Origin of the sequence: Pullulanibacillus pueri (assembly GCF_014639255.1) — a bacterium.
In the GTDB taxonomy this organism is placed as follows: Bacteria; Bacillota; Bacilli; order Bacillales; family Sporolactobacillaceae; genus Pullulanibacillus; species Pullulanibacillus pueri.
Genome location: NZ_BMFV01000015.1, coordinates 1 through 17,620 on the forward strand (window position 1 = coordinate 1; position 17,620 = coordinate 17,620).

Genomic DNA, 17,620 nt, shown 5'->3' on the forward strand with positions numbered 1-17,620 from the left:
AGCTCTTCAGCGCCGATGGTAATTGGGGGCTTCCCCCTGTGAGAGTAGGACGTTGCCGGGCAAAAGGGAAAAACAGTCAGAGATGGCTGTTTTTTTGTGTGTAAAAAAAGCCCGCAAGGGCAAAAGCTTCAGAGCGTGAGGGTTTCGAAGAGCAAAGAGATCAAGGAAGCAAAGGAACGAGACCCGGAATGTACACCGTACATGAGGATCGAGAGACTGCAGCTGACGCAGAGATCTGCCGCTCAGCGGAAGCCTCAAGCCCCGAATACGGTCGTTAAGCTCGTGCGCCGATGGTAATTGGGGGCGAAAAGACACTTCCTGTCCCTGCGTCTACTCGCTATGCTTCGAAGAGGGCTTTCTCGGGACAAGCCAGCAAATAGGAGTTTTATCATGTTGTAGGCTCCCTGTGAGAGTAGGACGTTGCCGGGCAAAAGGAAAAAACAGTCAGAGATGGCTGTTTTTTTGTATGTAAAAAATAAAAGCCCGCAAGGGCGAAACTTCAGAGCGTGAGGGTTTCGATGAGCATAAAGGAACGCTGACGAAAAGCGTTCACGTCCTGTGACAAACGTAGAAGCCAGCACGTCCTGTGCAAGTGAGTGTAGCTGACGCAGAGATCTGCCGCTCAGCGAAAGCCTCAAGCCCCGAACATGGCCGTTAAGCTCGCGCGCCGATAAAAGAAGAAATAGCTATAAAGTCCCTATAGAAATATCATAATACATGCCGAATTTGTTTTTCTTCATACAAACACCTGGTATAGAATTTTCACTACCGTCGCTAATTTTTGGATTATTGATAGCATAGCAAGAGCCATATCTACTATCCGTTGTATTCGGTTTATTTTGTATTGACGTTGTTAACGCACCGATCGGGTGGCCGTTTAAAAATAGAGTTCTTCTAATAACCAAAGCCTTTGAAAAAGACATTGAATAATATAGAATAGAAAAAAGCAAGATTATAACAAGTAAAGTGGACAATACGATTCCAGTTCGTTTAATTTTTTCCACTCTTTAGTCTTCCTTTCAATACTATCTCCTGTTATTTCACAAAATGGGTAGGTTATCGAATCGTTTTTTTTTGCCTTATTATCTGAAAGTTTATATCCAAGTAAGCTGGAGGAAATTCTGGATTTTTAAATTCATTATGACATTCATAAGGAACTTAATGTAATAAAATAACCTATTCCCGTATTTTCCAACATACTTATTAAAAGAATGAATAATGATAGTGTCATTCGTCTAAATCAACTGTTGTTATGTGTTAAAACATCTTTGATAAAAATATATAGATCGGTAAAAATGAGCAGACTAAACTATGCGATTTAGCCTGCTCTTTGATGTGATCTTTTCTTTATAGTAAGTGAGTAACTTTAGTTGTCCTAAGCTTACTTTATTAATCCAAGAGATTTTAAGCCATTGTAGATGCCAGATTCAGTAACAGCTGTTGTTTTATGTTTAGCATAGGCGAAGAGGTCAGGATGGCCATTCCCCATGGCGAACCCTTCACCAACGAGGCTAAGCATTTCTTTATCGTTCATTCCGTCACCAAAAGCAATGGCTTGTTCCGGTGAAATATTGAGTAAGTCAATGACTTTTTGAACTGCAACGCCTTTATTAACGTTGTCTCTAATCACATCGTAGCTATCGGTATAACCTTCAATGTAGACCTGTGAAAAGTGAAAGTTGTCTTCAGCATAGAGTGAGACTTCATTTTCCTTAATATTAATGAGCGTCAGTCCTAAGATTTCATCAAGGCTTTCCTCTGTATAAACTTCGTAATTCTTTATATGAAATTTTTCTGCAAACCGCTTTACAACTTGAGATTTCTTAGAGGTGACGAAATTTTTCCCATTCGTATACAATACGATTTCATGACCATTTTCTTTAGCAATGGCAATAAATTTTCTAATCACCTGTCCATCCATAGGGCGATTAAAAACTTCCTTGTTATTATAAAGGGCATAGGCACCGTTATAACCAATAAAAGAATCAATACCAAGCTCCTTACCAATATGTAAAACTTCGTGTAAAGGTCTTCCTGTAGCGAGGAAGACTTCAATTCCTTGCCCCTGTACTTGTTTAATGGCTTCTTTCGTAGAATCTTCAATTGTATCATCAGGTTTTATTACTGTTCCATCAATATCTAAAAATAAAATTTTGTAATTAGTCATAAGTTGTCTCCGAATTTAAATTTTTTTCAAAGTATAGTTTAACATATTGGACTTAAAGAAAACAGTCACACATTGAAGGGAAGAGAGGGCTGTTACATCTATAAATCCTTTAATCCCATAAACAAGGATAAATATAATCAGAGGCTAACAATTCAAATCTTCTAAAGCGGAGGATGAATTTGGGGAAAATTAAAGAAATCTCAGAAACACATGACGAACGAGTGTCTGAATGATAAAATAAGACTGATAATGGAGGGATACATATGTCAGGATTTGAAGAAAAATTAGAAAAATATGCAGAGCTAGCGGTAAAAAATGGTGTAAATATACAAAAAGGCCAGGAACTAGTGGTGAGTGCTCCTATTTCGGCGGTTTCTTTCGTACGATTAATTGCTAAAAAGGCCTATCAAGCGGGGGCGAAGCATGTCCACTTTAGATGGCAAGACGATGAATTAACCCGCACGCGCTTTTTATATGCACCAGAGGAGTCCTTTGAAGAATTCCCAGAATGGGAAGCTCATTCGCTTGAAACTCTGGCAAAAAAGAATGCAGCGTTTCTGAGTGTCTATATTCCTAACCCTGAACTTCTTAAGGATATTGATCCAGAGAAAATTTCTAAAAACAACAAGGTACGCGGTCAGGCGCTAAAAGCCTACAGCGACTATATGATGAAGGATAAAGTCAGCTGGTCATTGATTTCCGTTCCTTCGGATGAATGGGCTGAAAAGCTTTTCCCTGATTTAGGTCAAGAAGAAGCGATTGCTGAATTATGGGAAACGATTTTTAAAATGACTCGGGCCGACCAAGATGATCCTGTTGCCGCTTGGGAGGCACATAAGAAAAACTTGGCTGAAAAAGCAGCATATCTCAATAATAAAAAATATAAAAAGCTCCATTACAAAGCGCCAGGAACGGATCTTTCTATAGAGTTCCATGAAAAGGCCAAGTGGGTAGATGCTTCATCTGTTAATGAAAAAGGAGATTCCTTTATTGCCAATATACCTACTGAGGAGGTCTATACACTCCCACTGAAGACCGGTGTGAATGGAACAGTAACAAGTACAATGCCGCTCAATTATAGTGGGACACTCATCGAGGACCTTCAGCTTACATTTAAAGACGGCAAAATTGTTGATTATACAGCAAGCAGTGGTGTAGACACTTTAAAACACTTGGTGGAAACGGATGAGGGCTCACATTATTTAGGTGAGGTGGCGCTTGTGCCCCATAATTCACCGATTTCAGCCTCAGGTTTATTGTTCTTTAATACGTTGTTTGATGAGAATGCTTCCTGTCACTTGGCAATCGGTGAAGCTTACCCGACAACTTTAGAGGGTGGCGCTAAGATGAGTCGTGAAGAGTTAGACGCTCATGGTGCCAATGATAGCCTCAATCATGTTGATTTTATGATCGGTTCTGCTGAACTTGATATCGATGGAGAACTTCCAGATGGTACGCGGGAACCTTTAATGAGAAACGGCCTTTGGGCGATATGAATTAAAATTTTCAGGTGACAGTGAATGACGCTGTCACCTTCTTCTTTAAGATTTGAATTTTTGGAGGTGCCCGAATGACAGTACTAAAAGAGCAATATGAGTGGATCAGACAAACTAGAGAAGCCCTATTTGCTTATTGTGAGCGAATAAATCATGAGGATTATATTCGAGAACTGGAGAATTTCGGAGGCTGGTCAATGCGAAAGCTTCACGCTCATGTGGTGGCCTGCTATCAAGTATGGCTCGGACATTTTGCCATGAAAAGCGCGATGACAATTGTTAACCCTGACTCTGACTGGACTGTCCAAGACATGCGTCAGCTTTTTACTGAAGTTGATGACTTAGTTTTCTCTTTCATAAATACATTTAAAGGCAAATGGGATCAAGAACTGTCAGGACCCGTGCCTTGGAAAGAGGGTGAAGAGGCCTTAACTGCCCTCTGGTTATATACGCATACGCTGACACATGAATTTCATCATAAAGGACAGCTCGTCTCGATAAGCCGACAACTTGGCTATATTCCAGAAGATACAGATCTAATTGCGCCTTCCCATATCTGAAGAAATTTCCCTATAGGAGTGGTCATTGGTTAGGTAGAGGAGGTATTCTTGCCCAAAGGGCGTTCATTGTAAAGTTGGCACAAGCAAGTTTTTCTGACTGAATAGGCTGGTCATCGGCATAGACGTCATGAAGAAGATAATGATCAGCATTTAACAGATAATGTTCTAAAACCCGTGAAAGAGGGTCGATAAGCCAATATTCTGGGACTCTATACTGTGCATAAGTCATCATCTTGTCTCTACGATCGCGTTTAATAGAATTTGGAGACAGAATCTCGATGACCAAATCAGGTGCTCCTTCGATGCCTTTGTCGGTAATAATATTGATTCGGCTCCGGTGGACAGCGACGAGATCAGGTTGGCGAACGTCCTTATCTGAGAAAATGACATCAATGGGTGAAGGGATAATAATAAATGCTTCTCCACAAGAGTCCACCAATAAATGGGATAGATGAAGGTTTAACAATTGGTGAGAGGTCTTTGACCCAGAAAGCATTTCTAAAGTTCCGCTTGCTAGTTCATAGCGATTCCCGTCGTCAATCTTAGCATAGTCATTATAGGTCATAGGGCTCTCTTGAACTTTTTTACTAGGCTTTTTTCGATCCATTTGATATGTACTCCTTTCTCTTGAGATTCATCATGAGTGTATCATAATATTAAAATAATTTATAGAATGAACCTAAGCTGATCGTTTCGTATGAGGATCGGCTTTTTTGACGTTCCCTTAAGAATTTTTCTTCTAAACTTAAGAAATTCTTAAGTTTTGTGTCCCATGAATATTAAGATTTGCTGTCTACAATGAAAGTAATCAAAGAGACAGTGGAATCTGATATACTGTGACAGGAGGAACCCTATTATGGCAGAAGCTGTATTAGTAAGGGAAGAGTTAGCGCAAGAGCAAGAGCCCTTTGATACTTATATACAACACTATCGCACACCACTACTTCATTATCTTGAACGGTTATTACGTGATCGCATCAAGGCAGAGGACTTTGTTCAAGAGACCTTTCTTAAACTTTATGACCAATTACAACATCGAAAATGGCCTGAAAACATCCCCGCATGGCTCTATCATGTGGCGACCAATTTATGTCGAGATTATTGGCGAAGTGCCGGCTATCGTCGAGAAAAAGGCTCGCTGGAAAGCTTACCCGAGCAAAGGGATCGCAAAGCCCGGGTGGTCGATCTCTATGTACGCCGAGAAACAAGGAGCGAAATATTAGAGCTTTTAAAGAAATTGCCAGACTCACATCGAGAGATTATTATGATGCGCTTTTACTATGATTTAAAGCTAAGAGAAATTGCCGCTGCTATCGACTGCCCAATAGGGACGGTAAAATCACGATTATTCCATGCTCTGCGTTCGTTACGGCGCGAAATGGAGGAAAATGGGAGTTTTATCTATGAGTAATCATGTTGTTTTAGTCGTGGATGATGAAAAAGAAATTCGCGATGCAATCGAAATTTATTTAAAAAATGAAGGTCTCACCGTTATTAAAGCTCAAGATGGGGTGGAAGCGATTGAAAAACTCCATGAGCATGACATTCATTTAATTATTTTAGATGTGATGATGCCACGGCTGGATGGGATTGCAACGACCTTTAAAATTCGTGAACAGAAAAATATTCCGATCATTATCTTGAGTGCTAAAGCGGAGGACACTGATAAAATCCTCGGTTTGCAAATCGGGGCTGATGATTATGTCACAAAGCCCTTTAACCCATTAGAATTGATTGCTAGAGTCAAATCACAACTGAGGAGATATGTTAGTTTTGGAACTTATGATGGTGGCGAAAAGTTAATAGACCTAGGTGGATTGACCTTAGATCAAGCGGCTAAGACAGTAGCTGTTAATGGCGAAGCGGTGAAATTAACGCCACTTGAATATAAAATTGTGGAGCTACTCATGACCCACGCTGGTCGGGTGTTTTCGATTAATGAGATTTACGAGCGTGTATGGAAGGAACCTGGGTACAATGCCGAAAACACAGTGGCCGTACATATTCGAAAAATTCGCGAAAAAATAGAAATCAATCCAAAAGAACCAAGATACTTAAAGGTGGTGTGGGGGATTGGATACAAAATTGAAAAATAGACTTTTATTTGTCGGGGTTCTTTTCCTTTTTACTTTTGGCATTAATGGCGGGCTGATTTTTTGGAACCAAGGCGGTTATTATTTAAAAGATTATTATAAATCTGAAGCATTCCTCAACACCCTTAATCGTTATATCGACTATTTAAGCGTTTATGAATTGAACCAAACAACAGAGGAAGAAGCCCTTGAGAAGCTCTCGGTAAGTGATGAGGAAGTGAAGACTTATATTGACACCCATCAAATCAGTTCAGAGCAGGGCAAACTTTCAGAGGCAGCTATAAATGCTATAAAAGAGAAGCTTTTAAAAACGAAACAGCAAAATATAGAGCAATACTTTGACAATAAGAGAAAACAAAAACCTTATTACGAAAGGTCGGAGTCTTCTTTCCAATATGCTTTAAAAGATATTAAAACAGGGACGCTTTATACGGATACAACGATGTCTCAAAGTGATTCTATCAATGATTATTTAAAGAAACATAAGCTTGCATTTGTGCGGCAATATCCTTCGGCATACGGGGAATATTTGTCATCTAGAGAACTGGATGACTCTGTAGATGGGATGAATCAATATGATGGAACTTACACGGGATTTATTGGGGTCCCTCAGCATTTACCAAAGGATAGTTTGGTTTACACGGATTACAAAACCTATAAACATAAACAGGTCCTATTTAGCGTATTTATCGGTAGTGCTGTGATCGCCTTGTTAATCAGTCTCTTCTTGATGTTTAGAACGCGTATACTGCAAAAAATCATCAATGTGAAATGGCAGACGGCCTATAAGCGTCTTCCGATGGACGTGAGTCTTTTTTTCTTAGTGATCATTGGCTGTTTCACCTTTTCCACCTTAGATCATTTTTATGTCAGCTTACATTTAACCTTATATAGCATTGTGAGTTATCTAAAATTATTAATTATCCACGGCTTCTTTATAACGTTGACTTTAGTCCAGGCGATTTTATTATGGAAGCGACTTAAGGAAGTGAAAGAGCCAAGGGACCAATGGGAAAACACACTCATCTCTAAGATAATCAATGGATTAGGGGAGGGACTGTTCTTTAATAGTACAGGACTTCAAATCTTTATCTTACTGTTCATTATCTTTTGTACCGGATTTGGCGTCCCTATAGTCTTTGAAAATTTGAGTTATGGTAGAGGGCCAGCGGTTGTACTTTTTTACTTCTTCCTTTTTATGTTCATTACATTTCCCGCGTTAGTGATTCTCATTAAGCGACTTGCTTTTTTTAATAGAATTACAAAAAATGTGGATAACTTAGTGAAGGGCTATCATGAACCCGACCTGTCTGAAAAAGGCTGGGCACCATTAAGGGCGTTAGCAAAGAATATTAATACGATGAAACATGGGGTCACTGCCTCACAAAAAGAACAAGCTAAGAGCGAACGTTTGAAGACAGAACTGATTACAAATGTGAGTCATGACCTACGCACACCCTTGACCTCGATCATTACGTATTCGGAGCTTTTACATTCAGAGGGGATCACAGAGGAAGAGCGTGAAGATTACATTGAAATTATTAACCGCAAATCGAAAAGACTAAAAGTACTCATTGAAGATCTATTTGAAGCATCGAAAATGGCGAGCGGCAATATTGAATTGGATAAGAAAAAGGTGGATATTGTTCAGCTCCTTCAGCAATCCTTAGCGGAAAATAATGAAACTATTGAAGCTTCAAGCCTACATTTTCGGATTTCAAAGCCAGAACCCCCGATTTATGCAGTTGTGGATGGTCAAAAATTATGGCGAGTGTTTGATAATTTAATTGGGAATATCTTAAAATATTCACTTGAGAATACGAGAGTCTATATAGCAGTAAAAGAGATAGGATCTCGTGTCGTGATTTCCTTTAAAAATGTGTCCAAATTCGAATTGAGTGAGGATATTGATGAACTATTTGAACGCTTTAAACGTGGTGATGAATCCCGTCATACAGAAGGGTCAGGTCTAGGATTGGCCATCGCCAAGTCGATTATCGATCTTCATGATGGAAAAATGGATATGGAAGTTGACGGTGATCTCTTTAAAGTGATCATAGAATTAGAAACGGTGCATTGAAATACTTGTAGGGCCCAAATGAAATTTTTGGGTCCTTTTAAAGCTTGAACGATAATGAGTAGATAGTGAAGAGATTGACTTTCCTTTGATCCAATATAATGCGAATAGGAAAACGAATACAGCCTCAAATAAGACGAATGGAATATTGTTCTAGGTAGTGGTTACCTTGCGTACTATAGATAAATAGATTATAATACAAATCGTAACTATTACTTTTATATAGTGATCTTTTTAAAAAAAGTCTCTCTATGATTTTTTCTTAAATCGTAATGAATACCATTATTGATCCTGAAATAGAAATAGAGTATAGGAAAAAGTAAAGTACTAGAGTGAAAACTCAAGCGGGAAAAGCTTGAGACTGGACAGAGTCCCCGTGACATAAAAATGAAAAAGCTTCATTAAAAAATGAAAAACAAATCGTAATCTTTTTGTTTAAAGCATGATGCAGCATGTACAAAGAGAGAATGCATTAAAAGGGAGTTAGAAAATGAGTAAACGCGTTAAAGCAATTTTTATTTTGGCCGTGATCGGATGTCTTATAGCATTGGTGGGTTGTGGGAAGGATGAGAGTCAGGATAAGCAGGACAGTAAGGGGACTGCTGATTCAGGCGCTTCACAAGCTTCGCATAAGCTCCATATTGCGACCACCTTTTATCCAATGTATGAGTTTACAAAGCAGATTGTAAAGGATAAGGCTCAAGTCGATTTGTTAATACCAGCGACTGTTGAGCCTCATGATTGGGATCCTTCTCCAAAGGATATCGAACATATTCAAAAATCGGATTTACTTGTGTATAATAGCCCAGAGATGGAAACTTGGGCACCTAATGTGCAAAAATCAGTAAGTCATGTCGAGTTTGTGCAAGCAAGTAAAGGCATTGATCTGATGAAAAGTGCTGAGGAGGAAGAAGGCTCTAACCTTGATCCTCACGTATGGTTGGATCCTGTACTTGCTGAGAAAGAAGTCGAAACGATTACCCAAGCCATTGTTAAAAAGGATCCTGATAATAAAGCCTTTTACGAGAAAAATAGTGAAGACTATCTCAAGCAATTGCAACAATTAGATGATTTATTTAGAACTACCTTGGCAGATGCGCCAAAAAAAGATATCATTACTCAACATGCTGCTTTTGGTTATCTAGCCAAAGAGTATGGACTTAATCAGGTGCCTATCGCGGGGTTAGAACCAGATCAAGAGCCGAGCGCGAAACGGTTGGCAGAGTTGAAAACATTTGCCCAGAAGAATAAGATTAACATTATTTACTTTGAAGAAGTGGCCTCACCAAAGGTTGCACAAGCATTGGCAGATGAAGTTGGGGCAAAGGCTGTCGTGCTAAGTCCGCTTGAAGGGTTAACTAAAAAAGAACAAGAGCAAGGTTTAGATTATATTGAAATGATGAAACGAAACTTAGATGCTCTTAAACAATCACTTTTGAAATAAAGCAGAAAGAACAAGGAGGGTGACTCTGATATTTGATGAGAGTCACCTTTGGTTATGAATAGGAAGGAGAAAGTCGTTATGCAATTAGTGACCTTAGATCAGGTTGTTTTTGGCTATACAGATGCCCCAACATTAAATGGCGTTTCTTTGGAAATTGAAAGCGGCGAATTCGTGGGAATTACGGGACCCAATGGTGCATCAAAGTCAACTTTACTTAAGATTATGCTAGGGTTATTAAAACCTTGGGAGGGAAAGGTTGCGCTGAGCCCTGTCAATGCTCAAGGGAAACGTTTATCTGTAGCCTATGTTCCGCAACAGGTCGCTTCTTTTAATGTCGGATTCCCGAGTACTGTGTTAGAACTTGTACAGTCAGGACGCTATCCAAGGGGGAGATGGTTTAAAAGATTAAAAGCAGAGGACCATGAAAAGATAGAAAGTGCCTTGAAAATGGTGGATATGTGGGAGTATCGACATCATAAGATTGGTGCACTATCGGGAGGTCAAAAGCAAAAAGTATGTATTGCCCGGGCGCTAGCTACAGAGTCTGATTTATTGGTTTTAGATGAACCTGCAACCGGTATGGATTATGAAAGCCGCATGGGATTCTATGATTTTATGGCCCATCAAGTGAGAGAACATCACCGTTCCGTTGTGATGGTGACCCATGATCATGATGAAGTGGGTGCACAGTTAGATAAGACGATTCATTTAGAAAAAGGAGGAAGCGGCGGATGGAGATGTTTGACCTTGCATTCATGCAACGCGCGTTTTGGGCTGGGGGACTAATTGCGATCATTGCGCCATTGCTTGGCGTTTTTCTTGTGTTAAGAAGACAAGCCATCATGGCAGATACCTTATCACATATTTCCCTTGCAGGTGTTGCGATCGGCTTCTTCCTTAATACGCCTATTGCCTTTTCGAGCATGATTGTAGTCATTATCGGGGCCATAGGGATTGAATACATGCGTAGAGGATATAAAACCTATTCAGAGGTAGCGGTGGCCATCTTGATGGCTGCGGGATTATCCTTTGCTTTATTCCTTTTGAGTATCACCGAGGGTGGGATGACGGCCAATATTGATCAATATTTGTTCGGATCCCTTGTGACCATCAGTAATAGTCAAGTGTATATCATGTTAGGCGTGACGGTGCTTTTCTTGCTCTACTTCTTCTGTTTGAGAAGACCGCTCTATTTATTAACCTTCGATGAAGAAACAGCCTATACCAGTGGAATCCGCACTAATCTTCTCTCCTTATCCTTTAGCATTATGACGGGACTCTGTGTTTCTGTCATGATTCCGACAGTCGGTGTGTTATTAGTATCGGCACTGATCGTGCTCCCTGCGGCCTTTGCGATAAGACTGGCAAAAGGGTTTAAAATGGTTTTTGTCGTGGCTGTTGTGATTGCGGCCTTTAGTATCTATTCTGGTCTTGTTTCATCATACATGATTGGGACGCCTCCAGGGGCCACGGTCACGTTAATCCTTGTCGTACTGCTCCTTATAGGGTTTATCGCACAGAAAGTGACCTTAACGATTAGAAGGAATCTCAAAAGGCAACGTGCCTATTGATAGTATATAGGAGTAAGGTTGGACAAAGTTTACCACTTTACTCTGAGCATAGATTTGCTACAATAGAGTCATAAACAGGAAAAGTTTATAGAGGTTTTAGCCACCCTCGTAAAAAAAACTAAGGATGATCGGTATCTTCTTTAGGTGCCGATTTTTCTATTTTAAAGGAGTATGTACATATGTTGAAAGACGAAAAAGCGATCGTCGTATTTAGTGGTGGGCAGGATAGCACCACATGTTTATTTTGGGCATTAGAGCGTTTTAAATCGGTTGAGGCGGTGACGTTTGATTATAATCAGCGCCACAGATTAGAAATTGATTGTGCCCGTGAGATTACTGAGGAATTAGGTGTTCAACATCATATATTGGATATGTCGCTATTAAATCAGTTAGCCCCAAGTGCGTTAACCCGTGATGACATTGCGGTTCAAGCAGGTGGGGAAGGGGAGTTACCGTCGACCTTTGTTCCAGGTAGGAATCTTATTTTCCTTTCTTTTGCAGGGATTTTAGCAAGCCAAGTGGGAGCCAAACACATTATTACCGGCGTTTGTGAAACAGACTTTAGTGGATACCCGGATTGTCGTGATATGTTTGTAAAATCTCTCAATGTTTCTCTGAATCTGTCAATGGATAGTCAATTTGTTATTCATACACCACTGATGTGGATCAATAAAGCAGAAACATGGCAACTCGCTGATGAATTAGGGGCTTTAGCGTTTGTAAGGGAGAAAACGTTAACGTGTTATAACGGCGTCATCGGCGATGGCTGTGGCACCTGTCCGGCTTGTGAGCTCCGTAATAATGGCCTTCAGGCATATTTGCAGGGCCGTGAAGGAAGTCATATCCATGATAAATAAGTTTAGAATCGTTGATCATTTACAGAAAATCGACCAGGATATTCAGAGGAATGAATTAAAATATCATAATAAACGCGTGCTCGTCAGTAAGCAATTCACATTTGATGCCAGTCATCATCTCCATTGTTATGAAGGGAAATGTAAGAATCTTCACGGTCACACGTATCGCGTGATTTTTGGAGTGAGTGGGTTTGTTGATCATGTGGGTTTGGTGATTGATTTTGGAGAGATTAAGCAGATCTGGAAACAAGACATTGAACCTTATCTCGATCACCGTTATTTAAATGAGACCTTGCCAAACATGAATACGACGGCCGAAAATATGGTTGTCTGGCTTTACGAGAAGATGAATGCCGCCATAATGGCACGGACAAACAGTGAACAAGGCTTGCGACTCGAATGTGTTCAGCTCTATGAAACCCCGACGAGCTTCGCTGAGGTCAGAAGGGAGTGGATGATCGATGAGTAAACTTCCAGTCCTAGAGATATTCGGACCGACCATCCAAGGCGAGGGGATGGTCATCGGCAGAAAAACGATGTTTGTAAGAACGGCGGGATGCGATTACCGCTGCTCATGGTGTGATTCAGCTTTTACTTGGGATGGTTCTGCCAAGCAAGACATTAGACAACTGACGCCGGAGGCCATTTGGGAGGAGCTCGTGGCTCTTGGAGGAGATTGCTTTGATCATGTTACCATTTCCGGTGGAAACCCAGCATTACTTGCCGCAGTTGCAGATTTAGTGCAATTATTTAAGACCAAAGGGATTAAAACGGCACTAGAGACGCAAGGGTCTCGATGGCAGCCATGGATGACGGCCATTGATGATCTTACGCTTTCTCCAAAACCGCCAAGCTCCGGCATGAAGACTCATTTCTCTGTACTTGATTCAATCATTGAACAACTTTTGCCAATTGGAAATGCGAGCTTAAAAGTGGTGATTTTTGATGAAGCGGACTTCGATTATGCTGTTGCTGTCCATGAGCGTTATAAGGGAATTCCCTTTTTCCTACAGGTAGGAAACGCTGATACAACGACAACAAATCAAGAAGCGCTGACAAAGCAACTGATGACACGCTATGAGTGGCTCATTGACAAGGCCATGGTTGATCCTAAAATGAATGATGTCCGGATTCTTCCGCAGATCCATACCTTAGTGTGGGGCAATAAGCGAGGGGTCTAAACCGTTTAAGAAAAAAGGAAAGTACTCCTGACATGTGTTTAGCGCAGAAAAGAGGCTGGGACAAAACAAAATAATGAATACAAATACCGAACAATGCAAGTTCAAGGAAAAAGAGAGCGTAGTCAAAATACGGAGACTCCTTCGGGAATAGCAAACAGCGTTACTTCTCGAATAAACTTCGAGTTGTTCCGAGAAAGCTGACGACGAAGCGGTACGAGTAGACGCAGAAACAGGGGATTTTTATTCATAAATACTTGGGAAACCAAATTATCCATTCCCAAGTTAGCTGAGGCCAACTAAGGACGATCGACTAAAAGCGCCACGTCATTAAGGAACTTCGACTAAACCCGTCACGTCCGTGTGACAACGCCGAAGCTAGCACTTCCTGTGCGTCGAACGTCGACCCTACCCACATCGTGTGGGCATGAGGAAAGCGAAGTATTTTGACAGAGCGCTTCGCCCCATGCTAAGAATAAAGAAAAATCCGTTCATTCAAAAAAGAATGTTCGGATTTTTCTTTGAGTGAAATACTTCTGTCTCAACCTCTTTATTTCAGGTTGTTAATGGTGGTGAACGAGAGTCTGGTTAAGTCCTTTAAACCGCTCATTATGTGAAGAAACCATAGCAGTAGGGTGTGAGGCAGGTTCTATAAATTGCTTCGCCCTGTTGACGGCATTGGCTGCATCTTGAAAGGCTCCTGCAATTAAATGAAGTTTGCCGTCATGATGTAAAATGTCCCCTGCAGCAAAAATGCCAGGGATAGACGATTCGCTCATTGATGATCCGCTAATAAAATAGTGATCTTTTAATGCGATGTCTAATGGGCTATTTTCGAGTAAAGAGGTGTCGCGTTCATAGCCATGATTGATAATCACATCGTCAACAGGGAGCTCGAGAATCTCTCCTGTGTCATGTTTGGTCAGTTCAATCCGTTCAATAGCCACCCGATTTTGGCTTGCCATTAACTTAGTAATCGACGTTTGGAAGCAACATTCAACTGAGCTCTCTATTAATTTCCTAATCTCTGCTTCATGCCCCTTTAATTGTTCTTTTCTATAAGTAAGATAAACCTTTTTAGCTATAGGTTCCAAAGCATTGGCCCAGTCAATCGCGGAATTCCCTCCACCTGAAATGACAACCACTTTATCCTTAAAGGAAGTGAGGGAAGTGACGGTGTAATGTAAATTGGAGACTTCAAAACGTTCAGCGCCTTTAATCGTCAATTTTTGTGGATTAATGATGCCACCACCGACAGCGATAATCACACTCTTAGAGTAATGTTCTTGTCCGGAGGCTGCTTTTAGAATAAACAACCCCTTTTCCTCATCTCGGGTGATCGCTGTTACTTTCTCATTGAGCACGACCTCAGGATTAAAGGTTAAGCCTTGATCGATCACCTGTTCAATTAATTGTGCCCCCGTGACCGGCTTCAGCCCACCAACATCCCAAATGACATTTTCAGGATAAATATGAATTTTACCACCGAGATAGGGATGGTATTCAATGATTTTCGTCTTCATTTCTCTAAGACCGCTATAAAAAGCTGAAAATAAACCAGCAGGACCCCCACCGATAATCGTGACATCAAAACATTCTCTCATATCTGTCACTCCTTTATTTTAATAAGGATCATTTGTTAAAGGATTTAGAAATGTATTGACAAGTAAAAGCGAAGTTCTCTATAATTACATTGTAACGACAATGAGAATCATTATCAATATAAATTTTTTAAAAATTTTGTAGGAGGCATGATTATGGTCCGCCTATATACAGATAAGCTACATATTGGCTACGGTGAGCGTTTGATTGTTGAAGACTTGACGATTGAGATTCCTGATCATAGTATCACGGCTATTATTGGTTCAAATGGTTGTGGAAAATCAACGCTACTGAAAGCCATGACCCGTGTAATCCCCCATCTATCCGGAGCGGTTATTCTTGACGGTGAAAGTATAACGAAAGAAAATACTAAGGGGCTCGCGCAAAAGATGGCGATTCTTCCTCAAAGTCCAGAAGGGACACCAGGATTAACCGTTGGAGAACTGGTGTCGTACGGACGCTTTCCCTACCAAAAGGGATTTGGACGTTTGACGAAAAAAGATCATGACGTGATTAATTGGGCGCTTGAAAAAACGGGGATTGAAGATTTGAAATACCATTCCGTTGACGCCTTGTCGGGAGGCCAGCGCCAAAGGGTATGGATCGCGATGGCTTTGGCACAAGAAACAGAGATTATTTTCCTTGATGAACCGACCACTTATTTGGATATGGCCCATCAACTTGAAGTATTAGAGCTCTTGGAAAGTTTAAATAAGGAACAAGGACGCACGATCGTGATGGTCCTGCATGATTTAAACCATGCAGCGCGGTTTGCTGACTATATTATTGCTTTGAAAGCAGGGCAAATTGTGAAGGCGGGAACGAATGAAGAGGTTATAGATCACGAGGTGCTTAAAGAAGTGTTTCAGATTGATGCTTTAATTGGGCGCGACCCTCATAACAATAAACCGATGTGTGTGACTTACAATTTAATTAAGAATGAAAACAACATTGAAAATGAGATGCCACTGGAAGTAGCTACTACCGGTACTGAGGCTTAACTGATTATTAGCCGTTTCATGTTGAAGAAAAGAATAAAAAGGGTTCCTATAAAGTAGGAGCCCTTTTTAATAAGCTTAGTGCTTTCCTATCAACATCGATAAATGAACAGCGTTGGCCATGGCTTGATAGCCGGCATCATTAGGGTGAAGGTGATCACCAGAATCATATTTTGGCCGTAGTCTATGAGGGTTATTGGGATCGCGTAATGCTTTATCGAAATCAATCACACCATCAAAAGCTTTACTGGTTCGGATCCAGTGATTGACGGTCTCACGAGTTACTTCACCTTGAGGCGTATAATAACCGCCTATTTTCCCTTGAAAAGGTGTTAAAGTTCCGCCGTAGATACGAAGTCCTTGGGCATGCACTTTTTTAATAATCGTTTTCATACCGGCAATAATTTTATTGGCATCATAGGTATGAGGCTGTTTACCAATGTCGTTAATACCCTCAAGAAGAATCACATCAGTCACTCCCGCTTGCGAGAGGACATCCCGATTTAAACGATCGATGGCATCGACTCCATGGGATGTAGAACTTCGAAGAATCCTATTGCCTGAAATGCCTGCATTTAATACAGAAAATGGTTGTCCAGGATAGGCACGGTTAAGACGTTCAGCTAAAAAGTCTGGCCAACGGTGATTCATGTTTGGGGTGGATCGATAACCGTCCGTGATGGAATCCCCAAGAGTAACAATAGCGCCTTGAGTAGAAGGTTTTGCTTGAACTTCAACGGAACTTAGCCAATACCACCCAAAGACTTTTGTTTTGAATGCAGACCCTGTCGTATTATTTGTATGGTTGCCAGTGGTTGAAATATAAGTTAATTGATTGGACATCGCATGCCATGTTGTGGGTCCACTAGCTTCGGGTAGATAGAGACTTACGGCTAAATCGCATTCACTTGAGACCGTGAACGCGATGGGATCACTTAACATTTCTGTTCCTCGTGGCAAGGTAACAGAAGCATGTCCGTTGAAGGTCACTAGTTGGCTTGTCCCATGAATAATACTTGCCCCATGGCTCGAAAGGGCAACGCGGACTTGACCAAAGGTCACTGCATCTTTTCCGAAAGTATTCGATAATTTGATACGTAAAACCTTTCCATCGATGTGGGGGTGGATTATCAATCGGACGGTCTGTTGAGCAAACCCGACCCGTGAAAAAGAAGCGGGGCGTGACATTTGTTGACTCGCAGACCAGGTGCCAACCCAATGAACATTTGCATTTGTTTGGCCATTCGTTGGAGTTGTTTTTTGTTTTCCAATGCTTAATGATGCAAAGGACAAAAGAATGATGACGGCCAATAAGAATAACGCTGTTTTCATTTTCGGACCGAATGATCGCGTCCTCTTTTCTCTCATCACCTGATCCCCTTGTCTTATGTATTACTCTAAGCTATCGTTTCATATCTATATAGGTAAATCATAGTATAATTTCACCTGCTATGACTAGTGACAAATTTATAACATATCGTAGAATGTTTTGTTATTATGTGTTTAAGGAGACACTCTTAGTACAAAAAAAGTGAAGGGATAGAACCAAAAGGAATGGGAATCTGATCTTCATCATA

General features: G+C 40.8%; 17 protein-coding genes. 12 read left to right on the forward strand and 5 right to left on the reverse strand.

Translation table 11 applies throughout. The features are described from left to right. Window positions 1-686 precede the first annotated feature (686 nt). On the reverse strand, window positions 687-1,004 hold the full coding sequence (locus IEV91_RS10590) for a YjcN family protein (protein ID WP_188497407.1): 318 nt from the start codon (window positions 1,002-1,004) through the stop codon (window positions 687-689). Between the two features lie 377 nt (window positions 1,005-1,381). Beyond that, window positions 1,382-2,167: an HAD family hydrolase gene (locus IEV91_RS10595; protein ID WP_188497408.1), complete on the reverse strand. Its 786-nt coding sequence runs from the start codon at window positions 2,165-2,167 to the stop codon at window positions 1,382-1,384. 263 nt (window positions 2,168-2,430) lie between these two features. Here IEV91_RS10595 and IEV91_RS10600 point away from each other — a divergent pair, with 263 nt between their 5' ends. Together IEV91_RS10600 and IEV91_RS10605 are read left to right on the forward strand one after the other, a co-directional pair. Then, window positions 2,431-3,663: an aminopeptidase gene (locus IEV91_RS10600; RefSeq protein ID WP_188497409.1), complete on the forward strand. Its 1,233-nt coding sequence runs from the start codon at window positions 2,431-2,433 to the stop codon at window positions 3,661-3,663. 74 nt (window positions 3,664-3,737) lie between these two features. Next, window positions 3,738-4,223 (forward strand): DinB family protein, encoded by a 486-nt coding sequence (locus IEV91_RS10605; protein ID WP_188497410.1) that lies wholly within the window; start codon window positions 3,738-3,740, stop codon window positions 4,221-4,223. Window positions 4,224-4,245: 22 nt separating this feature from the next. Here IEV91_RS10605 and IEV91_RS10610 read toward each other — a convergent pair whose 3' ends face one another. Further along, window positions 4,246-4,830: a Uma2 family endonuclease gene (locus IEV91_RS10610; protein ID WP_188497411.1), complete on the reverse strand. Its 585-nt coding sequence runs from the start codon at window positions 4,828-4,830 to the stop codon at window positions 4,246-4,248. 249 nt (window positions 4,831-5,079) lie between these two features. Between IEV91_RS10610 and IEV91_RS10615 the strand changes: the two genes are divergently transcribed. From IEV91_RS10615 to queE, 9 genes are all read left to right on the forward strand, one after another. Further along, window positions 5,080-5,634 carry an RNA polymerase sigma factor gene (locus IEV91_RS10615; protein WP_188497412.1) on the forward strand — a complete coding sequence of 185 codons (555 nt, stop codon included), beginning with the start codon at window positions 5,080-5,082 and terminating at the stop codon, window positions 5,632-5,634. Further along, a complete protein-coding gene (locus tag IEV91_RS10620; protein ID WP_188497413.1) occupies window positions 5,627-6,319 on the forward strand; it encodes a response regulator transcription factor in 693 nt (230 codons plus the stop codon). The genes IEV91_RS10615 and IEV91_RS10620 overlap by 8 nt, the downstream gene beginning before the upstream one ends. Then, the gene (locus IEV91_RS10625; RefSeq protein WP_188497414.1) at window positions 6,297-8,396 is read left to right on the forward strand and encodes a sensor histidine kinase; all 2,100 of its coding nucleotides are present in this window, start codon (window positions 6,297-6,299) and stop codon (window positions 8,394-8,396) included. The genes IEV91_RS10620 and IEV91_RS10625 overlap by 23 nt, the downstream gene beginning before the upstream one ends. A gap of 487 nt (window positions 8,397-8,883) precedes the next feature. Beyond that, window positions 8,884-9,837 (forward strand): metal ABC transporter substrate-binding protein, encoded by a 954-nt coding sequence (locus IEV91_RS10630; protein ID WP_188497415.1) that lies wholly within the window; start codon window positions 8,884-8,886, stop codon window positions 9,835-9,837. A 78-nt stretch (window positions 9,838-9,915) separates the two neighbouring features. Further along, the gene (locus IEV91_RS10635; protein WP_188497416.1) at window positions 9,916-10,623 is read left to right on the forward strand and encodes a metal ABC transporter ATP-binding protein; all 708 of its coding nucleotides are present in this window, start codon (window positions 9,916-9,918) and stop codon (window positions 10,621-10,623) included. Further along, window positions 10,569-11,408 carry an iron chelate uptake ABC transporter family permease subunit gene (locus tag IEV91_RS10640; protein WP_188497417.1) on the forward strand — a complete coding sequence of 280 codons (840 nt, stop codon included), beginning with the start codon at window positions 10,569-10,571 and terminating at the stop codon, window positions 11,406-11,408. The genes IEV91_RS10635 and IEV91_RS10640 overlap by 55 nt, the downstream gene beginning before the upstream one ends. A gap of 182 nt (window positions 11,409-11,590) precedes the next feature. Next, a complete protein-coding gene (queC, locus tag IEV91_RS10645) occupies window positions 11,591-12,265 on the forward strand; it encodes a 7-cyano-7-deazaguanine synthase QueC (RefSeq protein ID WP_229745545.1) in 675 nt (224 codons plus the stop codon). Further along, on the forward strand, window positions 12,255-12,734 hold the full coding sequence (gene queD, locus IEV91_RS10650; RefSeq protein ID WP_188497419.1) for a 6-carboxytetrahydropterin synthase QueD: 480 nt from the start codon (window positions 12,255-12,257) through the stop codon (window positions 12,732-12,734). The genes queC and queD overlap by 11 nt, the downstream gene beginning before the upstream one ends. Beyond that, window positions 12,727-13,446 carry a 7-carboxy-7-deazaguanine synthase QueE gene (gene queE / locus IEV91_RS10655; protein WP_188497420.1) on the forward strand — a complete coding sequence of 240 codons (720 nt, stop codon included), beginning with the start codon at window positions 12,727-12,729 and terminating at the stop codon, window positions 13,444-13,446. The genes queD and queE overlap by 8 nt, the downstream gene beginning before the upstream one ends. Window positions 13,447-14,006: 560 nt before the next feature. On the opposite strand, the gene IEV91_RS10660 is transcribed toward queE, so the two are convergent. After that, on the reverse strand, window positions 14,007-15,047 hold the full coding sequence (locus IEV91_RS10660; RefSeq protein WP_188497421.1) for an NAD(P)/FAD-dependent oxidoreductase: 1,041 nt from the start codon (window positions 15,045-15,047) through the stop codon (window positions 14,007-14,009). Between the two features lie 153 nt (window positions 15,048-15,200). On the opposite strand from IEV91_RS10660, the gene IEV91_RS10665 reads away from it, so the two are divergent. After that, window positions 15,201-16,046 carry an ABC transporter ATP-binding protein gene (locus IEV91_RS10665; protein ID WP_188497422.1) on the forward strand — a complete coding sequence of 282 codons (846 nt, stop codon included), beginning with the start codon at window positions 15,201-15,203 and terminating at the stop codon, window positions 16,044-16,046. Between the two features lie 75 nt (window positions 16,047-16,121). Here IEV91_RS10665 and IEV91_RS10670 read toward each other — a convergent pair whose 3' ends face one another. Next, window positions 16,122-17,411 carry an SGNH/GDSL hydrolase family protein gene (locus IEV91_RS10670; protein ID WP_229745533.1) on the reverse strand — a complete coding sequence of 430 codons (1,290 nt, stop codon included), beginning with the start codon at window positions 17,409-17,411 and terminating at the stop codon, window positions 16,122-16,124. Window positions 17,412-17,620 lie beyond the last annotated feature (209 nt).